Below are 14691 nucleotides of genomic sequence, written 5' to 3'. Positions count from 1 at the left end.
CGCCGCGAAACCGCTACGGCGGCGGCGCCCCCGCGGTTCCGGGGAGGGGATGCATGGCAATTGCCGGGAACCGCCGGTGAATTCGATCCACATAGCGGCGCACCGAGGAGAGTTCGGCATCCAGGGATCGGCGGACATCGAGGGTGGCGCTGGACTGTAGTCGCCGGGCCAGGGTCGCGGCGTGCTTTTCCAGTTCGGCCAGAAAGACCCGGGCCTGCGCTAACTCGGGATCCTCGGCACTGTCGTAACTATCGAACATCGGCTACTCGGATCATGCGGTTCGGGTGCGTCTTTGCGCGGCGCGACCCTCTGGGCTGCATAACGCGGAAGTATTCCACGCGGTTACCGGCCGCGCTGGCCGAATGGTTTGCGATCCTGCGACATTCGCGAATCGATTCGGACATGTCTGCGCGGGAAGTCGAATTCGGCTTCGCCAACTAACGTCACTCCCATGGCCATCAGCTATCTGGAATCGATTGTCGTCGGCGCGCTGCAGGGGGTGAGTGAACTCTTCCCGGTCTCGAGTCTCGGCCACAGCATTCTGCTCCCGGCCTGGGTGGGCGGACAGTGGGCGGACGACCTCAGCATGTCCGCGAAGAACTCGCCGTACCTGGCGCTGCTGGTGGCCATGCACGTGGCGACGGCCATCGCGCTGGTGGTGTTCTTCCGGCGGGATTGGATCCGTATCTTCGGCGGGCTGTGGGAGGTCGCGCGTACGCGGGAGATCCGTTCGCCCGAGGCGCGATTGGGGGTGCTGCTGATCATCGCCACGATTCCGGTCGGGGTGGCCGGGCTGCTGCTGGAGAAGGCGGTCCGGAACTATCTGGGCACGCCGATTCCGACGTCGGCGTTCCTGATGCTCAACGGGCTGGTGCTGCTGTCCGCCGAATTGCTGCGCAAGCGTGAGACCCAGCGGGATCTGGCGCTGGTCAGTCCCACCGCGCGAACCGTGGATCTGTCCGCCGAGGACACCCTGGTGCTGCCCACCACCGATCCGGCGTACGCCTCCGATATCCGGCTGGCACGGTTGGGCGTGAAGTCCGCGCTCATCATCGGCTCGGCACAGATCGCGGCGCTGTTCCCCGGAATCAGCCGGTCCGGCAGCACGATCGTGGCCGGCGTATTCAAGGGGATGCGGCACGAGGACGCCGCGCGCTTCGCGTTCATGCTGGCCACGCCGGTGATCCTGGCGGCGGGCGTACTCAAGACGCCGGAGTTGTTCACCCCGGAGAACCACGCCATTCTCGGTCCGGCACTGGCGGGCAGTGTGGTGGCGGGTCTGCTCTCCTATGTCTCGGTGAAATTCCTGACGGGTTACTTCGAAACGAAAACACTCACACCGTTTGCCATCTATTGCCTGATAGCGGGTGCTGCTAGCCTCGCGTACTTCACCTTGGCGGGGTGAGAATCTGTACATGGCACTCGTACAGCCCTTCACTCGCTTCGTCGCCCTCGGCGACAGTCAGACCGAAGGCGTCGGCGATCCCGATGACAATGGCGGATTCCGCGGTTGGGCGGACCGGTTCGCCGGGAAACTCGCCGCCGCGAATCCGGGTCTGCTGTATGCCAATCTGGCCATTCGCGGCCGCCGCACCGCGCGCATTCGCGCCGAACAGCTCGGGGCGGCGCTGGCGTTGCGGCCGGATCTGGTCGCGCTCATCGCGGGTATGAACGATCTCATCCGGCCGCGTTTCGATCAGGCGGGCACGCTCGCCGATATCGAGGCCATGCTGGCGGCGCTCACCGAATCCGGCGCCCGGGTCATCTCGTTCACCTTCCCCGATATCGGCAGTGTCGCGCCGTTCGTGCGCCCGCTGTCCGGGCGCGTGCGCACCATGAACGCCGAATTACGCGCGCTGGCAGCCAAATACGATGTCACGCTGGTCGATTTCGAACCGGTCGGCACCACCGCCGATCCGCGCGCCTGGGCGAACGACCGCCTGCACCTGAGCCCGCTCGGGCACGAGATCGTGGCGCAGGCCGTCGCCGACACCATGGCGATCCCGGGTGCGGACTCGTCCTGGCGCGATCCGCTCCCGCCCTCGGTGCCGCAGCCGCCCGTGGATCGGGTGGTCGACGAATTGCGCTGGGTCGCCGAGCATTTCGTGCCCTGGGTGGGCCGCCGGGTGCGCGGCCGCTCCTCCGGTGACTTCGTACTGCCCAAACGCCCGCAGCTGACCGCCGTCGCGCCCGAATGGCACGGCGGCTGGAGCACGCCGCTGCCCTCCTGAGGCGTCAGTTCACCTGACGGCCGTCGACATCCCAATACCGCTTGCGCAGTTCGCGTTTGAGGATCTTGCCCGCGCCCGAGACCGGTAGCGCGTCCACCACCTCGATGCTGCGCGGGGCCTTGTATCCGGCGATCAGGGTCTTGGCGTGCTCGCGGATCTGCTCGGCGGTGACCTGCTGTCCGGGCTGGCACACGATGACCGCGTGCACCCGCTCGCCCCACTCCTGGTCCGGCACACCGATAACCGCGCAGGCGGCCACCGCCGGATGCGCCGCCAGCGCGTTCTCCACCTCGGCGGAGTACACGTTCTCACCGCCGGTGACGATCATGTCCTTGAGCCGGTCCACCACGTAGACGTAGCCGTCCTCGTCCATATATCCGCCGTCGCCGGTGTGCATCCAGCCGTCCCGGACGGCGGCGGCGGTGTCCTCGGGGCGATTCCAGTAGCCGAGCATGACATGCCCACCGCCGACCACGATTTCGCCGACCGTACCGCGCGGAACCTCGACGCCGTCGGCGTCCAGAATGCGCACCTCGCTGTGCGGCATGGCGCGGCCCGCCGATCGCAGCCGCCCGTCGAGATGATCCTGCGGGCTGAGCAGGGTGGCGATCGGGGACAGCTCGGTCATGCCGTACGCCTGCACGAAACCCGCTGCGCTGAAAGCCTTCATGGCCCGCTCCAGCACGGCGGCGGAGATGGGCGAGGCCCCGTACATGACGTGCCGGACGCTGGACAGATCGTGTTCTGCGGTGGCCGGATGATCGACCAGCAGCTGAATCATGACCGGTACCAACAGCGATGCCGTCACCCCGTGCCGTTCGATCGCGTGCAGCGTGGCCACCGGATCGAAGGCCGGGATCATCACGTGCGTACCGCCGAGCATGACCGTGGCGTACCAGCCCGCGAGATCGGCCAGATGGAACATCGGCGCGGCGTGCAGGAAGCGCACGCCGGGGGAGAAGAGGTAACCGCTTGCCACCCCGCCCAAGGCCGAGGCGGTCAGATTGGCGTGACTGAGCATGACGCCCTTGGGGAATCCGGTGGTGCCGCCGGTGTAGAAAACTCCAGCCAGGTCCGCGCCGCCGCGCCGGGCATCGGCGATGGGCTCGGCTCCGGCGATCAGCTCCTCGTAGCCGAGCGCGCCCTCGGGGGTGGGACCGTCACCGCAGTGGATGACGGTCGTCAATCCGGGATGCTGCTCCCGCAGCGCGGGCAGCATGGGTGCGAAGGCGTCGTCCACCAGCAGCACCTCGGTACCGGAATCGACCAGTGAATAGGCGATCTCGACCGGGCTCCACCGGATATTGACCGGGTTCAGCACCGCGTTCGCCCACGGCACCGCCAGCAGATATTCGTGGTAGCGGTCCGAATTCAGGCCGAGCATCGCCACCCGATCGCCGTCGCCGACGCCCAGTGCGCGCAACGCGCCCGCCAGCCGGGACACCCGATCCAGCACCTCGCGGAAGGTCCGGGTGCGGTCCCCGCAGATGGTCATGACGGCGTCGGGGGTCTGTTGGGCGGCGCGGTGCAGTCCCTGGGTCAGGTACATGGGCGGATCCTTCGTCGAACGTCGGTGTCGGACGTCACAAGTATTTGCGGGCGGGTGTGATCCGGGCCATGGAGTCAGCCCCGGACTATGACCCTTGCGCTTTGTTGGTTTTTCCAAATCCCGGCCGTAGCCTCGATGGTGAAATGACCGATTCCCGCGAGGCAGCGAAGCCGACCGCCCGGCGGCGGTTGATCACGCGCGTGCGGGAGCGCACCCCGGAATTGAGTGAGCGCATCGTGGCCCGGGCGCGCGCGGAGATGCCGGGTTATCTGGCGCTGCCGGGTGAGCAGATCGCCCGGGTGACGGTGGAGATGGTGGACCGGCTGCTGGCCGCGCTCGGCGATGGTCGCGATCTCACCGAGGATGATCGGCGCGCCCTCCGCGAATTCGGCGAAATCCGGGCCCGCCAAGGTGTTTCGCTCTCCGATGTGCAGAACGGATGGCGCATCGCCATTCGTGAGATGGTCGCGGATCTGACCTCCGCCGCACACTCGGCCCGCGTCGCCGACCGCACGCAATTGGCCCTGGTGCACGATCTGCTCGATATCGTCGATCAGGCGACGGCCGCGTTCAGCGGCGGGCATCGCGATGTCGAAATCGAATTGGCCAGGCACGATCAGCAATTGCGCGCCGAATTCGCCCGGGCGCTACTGCTGGGCGGGCTCGGACCGGGCGATATCCACGTGCAGGCGCAGCGCTACGGACTCGATCCGGCGGGGGAGTACCGCGCCTTCCGCGCTCGCGGCGATGATCCGCGCGCCACCGCCGACCTGCGCGGCCTGCTGCGTCCCGAGGTGACCGCGGTGCGCGTGTTCTCCACCGCGATGGACGGCGATATCGCCGGATTCCTCTGCGGCAGCGGCACTCTCGACACCACCGGCACCATCGGCCTGGGCCCGGTCACCGGTCTCGCCGAACTGCCGCGCTCCTTCCGGCTGGCCAGCCGCATGTTGGCCACCGCGCACCGCTACGGCCTCACCGGCTCCGCGGATCTGGACCGCCTCGGCCTGCTCCCGGCCATCGTCGCCGATACCGATCTGGGTGATGAGCTGGCCCGCCGCTATCTCGATCCGCTGGGCAGCGGTGAACAGGCCCGCGTCGTCATCGAAACGGTCGACCGCTATCTGCATTCGGGTATGCGCATCGAGGCCACCGCGGAGCGACTCATAGTGCACCAGAACACCGTTCGCTATCGCCTGGCCCGTTTCGAGGAACTCACCGGCACCGATCTGCGCGCACCCTACAGCGCCATGCGGGTGTGGTGGGCCATCCAGCATCGCAAAGCGAATCCGGCGGGCTGACCTGAATCGGTCCGAAAACGACAGCGCCGCAGACCTTGTGGGTCTGTGGCGCTGTCATGGAACTAGCTTCAGATGTCGAACCGGTCCAGGTTCATGACCTTGTCCCACGCTTTCACGAAGTCCGCGGCGAACTTCTGCTTGGCGTCGTCCGTCGCGTAAACCTCTGCGACGGCACGCAATTGCGAGTTGGAGCCGAACACCAGGTCGACCCGGCTGGCGGTCCACTTGGTCGCGCCGGTGGCGCGGTCCTTGCCCTCGAAGGTCTCCGCGTCCGCCGAGGTGGGCTCCCACTTGGTGCCCATATCGAGCAGGTTCACGAAGTAGTCGTTGCTCAGCGTGCCCGGCTTATCGGTGAACACGCCCAGCTGGGACTGGTTGTAGTTGACGCCGAGGGCGCGCAGGCCGCCGATCAGCACGGTCAGCTCGGGGGTGCTGAGGGTGAGCAGGTTGGCCTTGTCGATGAGCAGGAACTCCGCCGGGAGACGGCTGCCCTTGGCCAGGTAGTTGCGGAAGCCGTCGGCGTTCGGCTCGAGCGCCGAGAACGACTCCACATCGGTCTGCTCCTGGGTGGCATCGGTGCGGCCCGGGGTGAACGGCACCTCGAGGTCGAAGCCACCGGCCTTGGCGGCCTGCTCGACCGCGGCCACACCGCCGAGTACCACCAGGTCGGCGAACGAAACCTGCACGCCGCCACCGGCATTGAAGGATTCCTGGACGCCTTCCAGCGCGCGGATGACCTGCGCCAGCTCGTCCGGGTTGTTGACCTCCCAGCCGCTCTGCGGGGCCAGGCGGATACGGCCGCCGTTCGCGCCGCCGCGCTTGTCACTGCCGCGGAACGACGAGGCCGCCGCCCACGCGGTCGACACCAGCTGCTGCACGGTGAGTCCGGAGGCCAGGATCTGCGCCTTCAGGTCGGCGATCTCGGCGGCGCCGATGACCTGCGCCGGAGCCTCCGGAATCGGGTCCTGCCAGAGCAGCGTCTCGGCCGGCACCTCGGGTCCGAGGTAGCGGACCTTGGGACCCATATCGCGGTGGGTCAGCTTGTACCAGGCCTTGGCGAACGCCTCGGCCAGCTCTTCCGGATGCTCCAGCCAGCGGCGGGTGATCTGCTCGTAGATCGGATCGACCCGCATGGACAGGTCGGTGGTGAGCATGCCCGGGGCGCGGGTCTTGGACGAATCGAAGGCGTCCGGCACCAGGCCCTTGCCGGTGCCCTCCTTCGGGGTCCACTGGTTCGCGCCGGCCGGGGACTTGGTCAGCTCCCACTCGTACTGGTACAGGATGGTCAGGAAGCTGTTGTCCCACTTGGTCGGCGTCCAGGTCCAGGTGACCTCGAGCCCGGAGGTGATGGCGTCCTTGCCGACGCCGGTGCCGAAGCTGGACTTCCAGCCCAGGCCCTGCTCCTCGAGCGGGGCGGCCTCGGGCTCGGGGCCGACATGATCGGCCGGGCCCGCGCCGTGCGTCTTGCCGAAGGTGTGACCGCCGACGATCAGCGCCGCGGTCTCCTCATCGTTCATCGCCATGCGGCGGAAGGTCTCGCGGATATCGGCCGCGGCCAGCAGCGGATCCGGATTGCCGTTGGGGCCTTCCGGATTCACGTAGATCAGGCCCATCTGCACTGCGGCCAAGGGGTTTTCGAGATCGCGCTGACCGGTGTAGCGCTCCTCGCCGCCCAGCCACTCGTTCTCCGGGCCCCAGTACACATCCTCTTCCGGCTCCCACTGGTCGACGCGACCGCCGCCGAAACCGAAGGTGCGGAAGCCCATATCCTCGAGCGCCACATTGCCCGCGTAGACGATGAGGTCGGCCCAGGACAGCTTGCGGCCGTACTTGACCTTGACCGGCCACAGCAGGCGGCGGGCCTTGTCCAGGCTGGCATTGTCCGGCCAGGAGTTCAGCGGGGCGAAGCGCTGCATACCCGCACCGGCTCCACCGCGGCCGTCATTGATGCGGTAGGTGCCCGCGGCGTGCCAGGCCATCCGGATGAAGAACGGGCCGTAATGCCCGAAGTCGGCCGGCCACCAGTCCTGCGAGGTGTGCATGACATCGACGATGTCGGCCTTGACCGCGGCCAGATCGAGGGTCTTGAACTCCGCCGCGTAATCGAAATCCTCGCCCATGGGGTTGGCCACGGCCGGGTTCTTCTGCAGGATCTTCAGATTCAGCTGGTTGGGCCACCAGTCGCGATTGCTGCCGCCCTCGACGGGGGGCTTCAAACGGGTGTGCGCGACCGGGCAACCGGTGGCGGGTTCGGTCTGGGCCTCACCGATGGGCGGATGTTCCTGTGCCACGGGGCAATTCCTTCCGGGAGTGGGATCGGGCTGTGATCACTTGTGAGCGGGCTGGGCTGAGCAATCGGGGCACAGGCCCCAGTAGATGACCTCGGCCTCGTCCAGGACGAAACCGTTGTGGTTCGAAGGTTCGAGGCAGGGCGCCTCGCCGACGGCGCATTCGACATCGGCGATGACACCGCAGTTGCGGCACACCACGTGGTGATGGTTGTCCCCGACGCGCGTCTCGTAGCGCGCCACCGAGCCCATGGGCTGGATGCGGCGCAGCAGACCGGCATCGGTCAGTGCCCGCAGCACGTCGTAGACGGCCTGGTGCGAAACGGTGCCGAGGGTCTCGCGCACGCGGCGCAGAATCGAATCGGTATCGGAATGGGGATGGGCGTGCACAGCGGAGAGCACCGCGACACGCGGCGCCGTCACCCGAAGGTCGGCCCCGCGGAGCATGCGCCCGAAATCAGCTGCTGTGGACACGTTCGTAAGTATGACTCATTCCAGTCTTGGTGTGGGGTGAATTCTGCAAATAGGTCGCTGACCGGGCGAACGCCCGATCGCGGTTGCGGTGGTGAGGAGGGTCTCCACCCATTTCGCGGGGCCTGGGCTACCGTGGAAGGTGGTCGCACACCCGCGGCCCACTGGACGATCGGGACCGTACCCAGGCAGCGACAAGACGGTATTCACCGAAAGGGATACCTCTGTCATGGCCTGGTTGATTCTCGTCATCTCCGGATTCCTGGAAGCCGTCTGGGCGACCGCGCTCGGCAAATCCGAAGGCTTCGCCAAACTCGTTCCCACCGCCGTATTCGGTATCGCATTGGTCATGTCCATGGGCGGCCTCGCCTACGCCATGCGCACCCTGCCGGTGGGCACCTCGTATGCGGTGTGGGTCGGCATCGGCGCGGTGCTGACCGTCGTCTACGCCATGCTCACCGGCGATGAGACCGCCTCGCCGCTGAAAATCGCCCTGCTGTTCCTGATCGTGGGCGGCGTGGTCGGCCTCAAGCTCGCGCACTGACGGTTCGCGCTAATGCGGTTCGGCGGCGGCCCGGCTGACCAATTCACCGAAGATCACCCGGTCGCCGCCTTCGCTCTTGGCCCGGTACATGGCGTCGTCGGCGCACTGGATGAGTTCCTCGGGGGCGGGCCGGGGACAGATATGGCAGGCGGCCGGGTCGTAGACGGCGACGCCGATGCTGATCGTCACCGGGATGATGTGATCGGCCGCGACGGCCTGCCGGAACGATTCGGCCACCAGTCGCGCCTGCTCATCGGACAGTCGCCCGACGACCGTGAATTCCTCACCGCCGGAGCGCGCGACCACCAGATCGGCCGTCGCGCAGGATTGCAGCAGTTGCGCGGTGCGGATCAGCACCTCATCGCCCATGGAATGCCCGAAGCGATCGTTGACGCTCTTGAACTGGTCGAGATCGGCGACCATCACGCAGATCTCCGCGCCGTACGTGCTGTTGAAGACCCGGGTCAGATGGAATTCCAGCCCGCGCCGATTGAACACCTTGGTCAGCGGATCGGCGGTGGAATCGGATTGCACCAGCCAGAACATGAATTGCAGGGTGGGCAGTGATAACACCACCGCCGCCATCATGATCAGCACGACCGCGATGGCCAGGTACGGATCGCCATCGCTGCGCACCATTCGCCAGGCCAGTACCAGTACCGTCAGTAGTGACCAAATGGTATGCACCGCAAGTGCTTTCGGGCCATGGAAGAACGCCAGATAGCATCCGGTGACCACCAGCAGCATGGCGTTCAGCGATCCGAACACCCGATTCGAATCCAGCAGTGACGAGGTGGTGATGGCGATATCGCCCAGTGCGAACAACGCCAGCGATTCAACGGTCCCCGGCCACGATCCGAACCACCAGCGCACCGCCCACAGCACCCCGATCGCGATGATCACCGCGGCGGCCACCAACCCCGGCGTACCGGTGGGCCCGACGGGTGACAGTGCGGTGGCCACCCCGATGACCGACATGGTGATACCGCCCGCGCCCACGATCCAGCGCAACCACGCTTGTATCGAATGCGCCTCCAACACGCGTACGGGCCAGTGGTGATTGACGGGATCCCGCCACCACGATTTCAACAGATCAGCGCTGCTACCCATGGGCTCCGTTCGGCCTCGGCAATCGAACCGGCACACCCCGCAACTTCCCGACCAGTGTAGGTGCGAACTCCCGGTTACGGCGAGGTGCGGCCGCCGCACCCCGCCGATTCCGCGCCGTCACGGTGGAGTTTGATATCGATCACGCCGATCTCGGCCCGAGCGGCCGCGCGGATCAGGCGGCGGATTCGCCGCGACGCGCGCTCGTGTCGGCGGAGCGCCGGGCCGCGGCCATGGCCAGGGGCACGGCCCAGCCCGCCGCTATTTGATCCATGGCGATCCAGCGCTCGTCGACTCTGTTCTGCACCAGCGCGATCGAGATGCCGGATTTCGGATCGGCCCAGCCGAAGGAGCCCCCGGCGCCGATATGGCCGAAACCGTTCAGCGTGCCGACGCTGGGCAGGCCGTGGTAGCCGAGCCGCCAGGTGAGCGGGAGCAGGAGGCCGCGGTCGATCTTGAAGGTCTGCACCTGGTTCAGGGCCGCGACGGTCTGCGGGGACAGGAATTGTTTGCCGTCGGCCGTGCGGCCCCGGCAGGCCAGCGCGCCGTACATGGTCGCCAGAGCCGATGCGGTGCACACGGCGTTTCCGGCGGGGAGCTCCGCGCCGAGGATGGTCGGCGCGTCGCCGTCCAGCATCTCCGCGATGCCCGGCGTGTAGAGAATGCGCAACGGGTCGGTGAGCGGTCCGGGCTGCGCGGTGAGCCGGTCGGCGATCGGCTGGATACGCCGCAGTGCGCCGATGAAACTCCGCGATCCGGTGAGATCCGCTGCGCGCGTGCGGGATCCGGGCGGCGGCGCGCCCAGGTGGATACCGTCGACGCCGAGCGGTCCGGCGATCTCGGTGCGATAGAGCGTCGCCATCCCCTGTCCGGTCACCGCGCGCGCCAATCCCGCGAGCAGCCAGCCGATGGTCAGCGCGTGATAAATCGGCTTGTCCACCAACCGATCCGGCGCGGCCGCCGCCAGCCGCTCCTCCATCAGCAGATGATCGAGCACCTCCGCGCCCTGCCCCGCGAGCCCGCGCAGCGACGACAGCCCCGCACGATGGCTGAGCAAGTGCCGCACGGTAATTCGCTGCTTCCCATTGGCCCCGAATTCACCCCAGTACTCCGCCACCGGAGCGTCGTAATCGATCAGCCCGCGATCGGCCAGGCGATGAATCACCGTCGCGGTAATACCCTTCGACGCGGAGAAGATCATCGCCCCGGTATCCGCGTCCCACGCCGTCCCAGACGAATCCGATTCCCCCGCCCAGACATTCACCAGCGGCTCCCCATGCCGATGCACGGCCAGCGCCCCACCACTACCGGCCCCCGCATGGGTGCGAGCGAAAGCCCTTACCACCCAATCGAATTGTGCATCTGCCCAACCGGAGACGCCTGACGGCAGTGCGTATTCCCGAACCGTGCTCATCGATTCACGGTAACGCCGGATCCGGCACCGGACAATAGTTGTCTGAGACAGATTTCAGCAGTCTGATTCGGCGCTGTTCCTGAACGAGTCCAGAATGTGTATGACTTCTCCTCCTCGGCACGGGATCGCTACAGTGATGCCGTTCGATCTTGGATGAGGAGCAGCGCCGCAATGGTATTCCGGAAACTCCGATCGGCGGCACACTCCGAAATCATTGCCATGCTGGCTATTACCGGTGCGATTACGCTGGGAGCCGCGCTTGTTCCCGCTGCTCCGGCCGCGGCCGGGCCGGTGCATCCGTGGGCGGCTCCGCCGGTCAACAGCTGCGGTGAAACCGGATTCGACCCGCTCGCCCGGCAGTCCGACCCGACGCCCGGACAACCGCAGCAGAATCCGACCATCAAGATCCCGGTGCCGTTCCCGCAATTGGTGCCCGTCCAGGTACCCGGCCCCAAACCGGACAACACTCGAATCGACTCTGCCGCACTGCCTTCGGATCCGTGCGCCGACCCGTGCCCGGACGTCCGATCCGAGACGCCCGCCGCACCGGCGCCGGTCGGCTCCGGCAGCGGGTTGCCGCTGCCGCAGATCGAGCTCAACCCCGAGTCCGAACCCATCCCGATTCCAGTGCCCGGCGGCGACGGCCCCGATCCGCAGCCCGCGCCCGTTCCCGATCCGCAGCCCGCAGCGCCCGCGCCCGCTGTCGCCGCCGTCCCTGCGCCGCAGGTGGATTCGATCGAGCTGGTCAATCAGGTGACCGGGCACGGATCCCTCAATCGCACCGATATGCGCTGGTCCGTCGACGGCACCGATCTCGGACTGATGTGGGAGAACAAACCCGGGCAGGTCGCGGTCGTGTTCGGCGATACCTTCGGTAAAGGCTGGAAGCCTACCGGCGCGGGCACCGACCAGCAGGAATGGCGTAGCAATGTCATCGCCTACAGCAGTGAACATGATCTGACCAAGGGACTCGTGCTGGACGACTTCGTGCAGGATCGGCCCTGCCACGCCGCCGAGATCCTGGACAGCCGCAAGGTCAAGAACTTCGAGCACACCACCATCCCCACATCGGGATTCGCGATCGGCGATCGGCAGTACCTGACATATATGTCGATCAACCACTGGAGCCGAATCCCGGGCATGTGGTGGACCAATCTGGGCGGTATCGCCTGGTCGGACGATAACGGCCGCACCTGGACCAAATCCCAATGGGCGCGCTGGGACAACCTTTTCGGCCTCGGCCGGTTCCAGGTCGCGACCATGGTCCCGCACGGCGACTACGTCTATATGTTCGGCACGCCGAACGGACGCCTCGGCGTCATCGGCCTGGCGCGGGTGCCCGCGGCTCAGGTGCTGAACAAGTCCGCGTACCAGTACTGGGTGGACGGTGTCTGGACACCCGCGGAGGGCGCGAACGAACTATTCGCCACCCCTTTGGTTTCCGGAACCGCCAGCGAACTGTCCATCCGCTACGACGCGGAATCCGGGCAATGGCAGATGGTGTACCTGGATGTGGTGCGAGGAGAATTCGTCCTGCGTACCGCCGCGGAACCGCAAGGCGCATGGTCGGATCCGGTACCGCTGCTCCGTACCGAGGACTATCCCACCGCGTACGGCGGTTTCATCCATCCGTGGTCCACGGGCAAGGATCTCTACTTCACCATGTCGGCATGGAACAGCTACAACGTCTATCTGATGCACGCAAAACTGAAGTGAATCAATCGGTTACGCCATTTCGGGCGCTGACGTACCGCCGCCGTAGGCGCTGAGGAAGGTGTCGACGGCGGCGTTCGCAATGGATTTCAGCTCCGCCGCGGAAACCTTCCGGGTGCCCAGCCGGGAGCGCACCTCGAGCGGCCCGGTCAGCAGGGCGAGGAGTTGTTCGGCGGCGACGACGGGATCGCAGGGGCGCAGGCGACCGGCCAGGGAAAGTCGTGCCAGCCGATCGGCGAGGGTTTCGGCGAGTTGCCCGGAGGTGCGGTCCTGCACCAGATTCGCGAGATCCGGAAAACTCGCCAGCTGCGCGAAGGTCAGACTGCGCAGTGCGTGCGAGCGCTCGCCGTTGCAGATGCGCAGCAGCCGATAGGCGGAATCCCGCAGGGCCGGTTCGGGATTCCGGTCCGTATCGCGTAAACCCGCTACGGCGGTCCGGCATTCGGCTCCCACCAGGTCGGCTGCCGCTTCCACGGCATGCCGGTAGAGCGTCTCCTTGTCGGTGAGGTGGTTGTACACCGTGGGTTTGGCCACCCCGGCCGCATCGGCGATCTCCTGGACGCACGCCTGCGCGTAGCCGCGGTTCGCGAAGACCTCGAAGGCCGCCGCGAGGATGGCCTGCCGCTTGTCTATGCGCCCTCGGCTCGCTGCCTCTCCCGTCACGATTCACATGCTAGCGGGTCAACAATTTTGAACTTGCGGGTTCAATGTGTGGGTTCTACCGTCTAGTGCACAAGATTGAACCGACGAGTTCAAAAAGTGAGGCAGATGTGATCGTTCACCAGCTCAGATTCCGTTTCCGTGATGAAACCGGCGAAACGCAGAAGGCTCGGGTACTGGAACTGATGCGCGCCACCGCCGCGGTCGAGTCCGTTGCCTTCTCGACGGTCGGGCGGCACCTCGGGACCCCGTCGGACGGTTATACGCACGCACTGTGCGTGGCCTGGTCCGATCTCGACGCGCTGGAGCGGTACATGCACGATCCGGTGCATCTGGCGGGTGATCCGGAGATCATTCCGCATCTGGCCGCGCTGGCGATCGGACCCGAGACCACGGATGATCCGGACCCCGAACTCGGGGCCAAGATCATGGCGGCCAATCAGCGCAAACTCGAGCTGTACCCGGAGTGGGCGGCGCTCATGAGCTCCATCCCCGAGGTGCGTGTCAATATCGCGGTCTGAATCAGCTACGCGCGGTGGGTGATTCGCTCGGCAGTCGGGCGGTGAGGCGTTCGCGGACATCCGGCCAGTCCTCGGCGATGATCGAGAACATGGCCGTATCGCGGACGCTGCCGTCGCCGCGGCGGAACTGACGGCGAAGTGTCCCTTCGTAACTCGCGCCGAGGCGGGCTATCGCCTGTTGCGAGCGGTGGTTGCGGACATCGGTTTTGAGTTGAACTCGCCCGGTGTGGAGGGTGCCGAAGGCGTAGTCGAGGAGCAGTAGTTTGGCGGCCGGGTTGACCGCGGTGCCCCACACCGGCGGTGTGTACACGGTGAATCCGATCTCCAGCCAGGCATCGTGCTGATGCGCGTCCAGATAGGACGTCACACCCAGGGCCGCTCCGGCGGGCAGATCGCCGATCGGCCGCTCGGCACGCACGGTCCACACCTGCCAGCTCGGTATCGAATCACGCTGGCGCAGTGTGTGTTCGAACTCGGCGGCGTCGGCGGGACGGCCCGGGACATGCGCCCATACCGCATCGTGATCCAGTGCGGCGAACAGCTCCGCGGCATCGGCGGCCGGGTTCACCGGCGTCAATCGCACGACATCTCCCACCAGTTCGGTGCCTTCCGGCACCGGCCAGATCATGTCCGGCCAAGGAGCATCGTCCGGGCGGGGATCGGGAAGCGGCTGAAAGCGATTCACCTCGCGAATGATGCCGTATCGAAGAGCCGAGTCAGGCTGTCCGGCGACAAGATCACAACACCGGCGCGTCGGCCCCGCGGTGAATAAAGATCCGGGTGAATCAATTGGGGCGCGGATTAACGCAACTGCGTTAACTTGGGGGCATGGCGGCAAAAGACCAGATCCTCGCCGCGGCGGAACGGCTCTTCGCCGAATTCGGCATCGAGT

The 14691-nt window shown here is 66.5% G+C and carries 14 protein-coding genes; 6 read left to right on the top strand and 8 right to left on the bottom strand.

Annotated features, from left to right (window positions below; all coding sequences use genetic code 11):
* Positions 1 to 13: 13 nt before the first annotated feature.
* On the bottom strand, positions 14 to 259 hold the full coding sequence (locus ACFC4D_RS29565) for a hypothetical protein (RefSeq protein WP_375964738.1): 246 nt from the start codon (positions 257 to 259) through the stop codon (positions 14 to 16).
* 192 nt (positions 260 to 451) lie between these two features.
* Between ACFC4D_RS29565 and ACFC4D_RS29560 the strand changes: the two genes are divergently transcribed.
* Together ACFC4D_RS29560 and ACFC4D_RS29555 are read left to right on the top strand one after the other, a co-directional pair.
* The gene (locus ACFC4D_RS29560) at positions 452 to 1405 is read left to right on the top strand and encodes an undecaprenyl-diphosphate phosphatase (RefSeq protein ID WP_375964740.1); all 954 of its coding nucleotides are present in this window, start codon (positions 452 to 454) and stop codon (positions 1403 to 1405) included.
* Positions 1406 to 1415: 10 nt separating this feature from the next.
* A complete protein-coding gene (locus ACFC4D_RS29555; protein ID WP_376068215.1) occupies positions 1416 to 2231 on the top strand; it encodes an SGNH/GDSL hydrolase family protein in 816 nt (271 codons plus the stop codon).
* Between the two features lie 4 nt (positions 2232 to 2235).
* Here ACFC4D_RS29555 and ACFC4D_RS29550 read toward each other — a convergent pair whose 3' ends face one another.
* Entirely contained in the window at positions 2236 to 3780 is a 1545-nt protein-coding gene (locus ACFC4D_RS29550; RefSeq protein ID WP_376068214.1) for a long-chain fatty acid--CoA ligase, read from the bottom strand.
* Between the two features lie 143 nt (positions 3781 to 3923).
* On the opposite strand from ACFC4D_RS29550, the gene ACFC4D_RS29545 reads away from it, so the two are divergent.
* Positions 3924 to 5081, top strand: a complete 1158-nt coding sequence (locus ACFC4D_RS29545) for a PucR family transcriptional regulator (protein ID WP_376068212.1) — start codon at positions 3924 to 3926, stop codon at positions 5079 to 5081.
* Between the two features lie 68 nt (positions 5082 to 5149).
* Here ACFC4D_RS29545 and katG read toward each other — a convergent pair whose 3' ends face one another.
* Both katG and ACFC4D_RS29535 read right to left on the bottom strand, forming a co-directional pair.
* Positions 5150 to 7372 (bottom strand): catalase/peroxidase HPI, encoded by a 2223-nt coding sequence (katG, locus tag ACFC4D_RS29540; protein ID WP_376068210.1) that lies wholly within the window; start codon positions 7370 to 7372, stop codon positions 5150 to 5152.
* 36 nt (positions 7373 to 7408) lie between these two features.
* Positions 7409 to 7816: a Fur family transcriptional regulator gene (locus tag ACFC4D_RS29535; RefSeq protein WP_375966387.1), complete on the bottom strand. Its 408-nt coding sequence runs from the start codon at positions 7814 to 7816 to the stop codon at positions 7409 to 7411.
* A 253-nt stretch (positions 7817 to 8069) separates the two neighbouring features.
* Between ACFC4D_RS29535 and ACFC4D_RS29530 the strand changes: the two genes are divergently transcribed.
* Positions 8070 to 8384, top strand: a complete 315-nt coding sequence (locus ACFC4D_RS29530) for a DMT family transporter (protein WP_375964750.1) — start codon at positions 8070 to 8072, stop codon at positions 8382 to 8384.
* Between the two features lie 9 nt (positions 8385 to 8393).
* On the opposite strand, the gene ACFC4D_RS29525 is transcribed toward ACFC4D_RS29530, so the two are convergent.
* Positions 8394 to 9494 carry a GGDEF domain-containing protein gene (locus ACFC4D_RS29525; RefSeq protein ID WP_375964753.1) on the bottom strand — a complete coding sequence of 367 codons (1101 nt, stop codon included), beginning with the start codon at positions 9492 to 9494 and terminating at the stop codon, positions 8394 to 8396.
* Between the two features lie 172 nt (positions 9495 to 9666).
* Positions 9667 to 10905 carry a serine hydrolase domain-containing protein gene (locus ACFC4D_RS29520; protein WP_376068208.1) on the bottom strand — a complete coding sequence of 413 codons (1239 nt, stop codon included), beginning with the start codon at positions 10903 to 10905 and terminating at the stop codon, positions 9667 to 9669.
* 171 nt (positions 10906 to 11076) lie between these two features.
* Between ACFC4D_RS29520 and ACFC4D_RS29515 the strand changes: the two genes are divergently transcribed.
* Positions 11077 to 12621, top strand: coding sequence for a DUF4185 domain-containing protein (locus ACFC4D_RS29515; protein ID WP_376068206.1), 1545 nt, complete (start codon positions 11077 to 11079; stop codon positions 12619 to 12621).
* A gap of 9 nt (positions 12622 to 12630) precedes the next feature.
* Here the strand turns inward: ACFC4D_RS29515 and ACFC4D_RS29510 are convergent, their stop codons facing one another.
* The gene (locus ACFC4D_RS29510; RefSeq protein WP_376068205.1) at positions 12631 to 13281 is read right to left on the bottom strand and encodes a TetR/AcrR family transcriptional regulator; all 651 of its coding nucleotides are present in this window, start codon (positions 13279 to 13281) and stop codon (positions 12631 to 12633) included.
* A gap of 107 nt (positions 13282 to 13388) precedes the next feature.
* On the opposite strand from ACFC4D_RS29510, the gene ACFC4D_RS29505 reads away from it, so the two are divergent.
* Positions 13389 to 13799 carry a Dabb family protein gene (locus tag ACFC4D_RS29505; protein WP_376068203.1) on the top strand — a complete coding sequence of 137 codons (411 nt, stop codon included), beginning with the start codon at positions 13389 to 13391 and terminating at the stop codon, positions 13797 to 13799.
* 1 nt (position 13800) lies between these two features.
* On the opposite strand, the gene ACFC4D_RS29500 is transcribed toward ACFC4D_RS29505, so the two are convergent.
* Entirely contained in the window at positions 13801 to 14484 is a 684-nt protein-coding gene (locus tag ACFC4D_RS29500) for a GNAT family N-acetyltransferase (protein ID WP_376068202.1), read from the bottom strand.
* Positions 14485 to 14691: the final 207 nt, after the last annotated feature.

The organism is Nocardia sp. NPDC056000 (assembly GCF_042269265.1).
Classification (GTDB): domain Bacteria; phylum Actinomycetota; class Actinomycetes; order Mycobacteriales; family Mycobacteriaceae; genus Nocardia.
The sequence above is the reverse complement of the archived record's forward strand: the minus strand, read 5'-3'. Positions and strand labels throughout refer to the sequence as shown.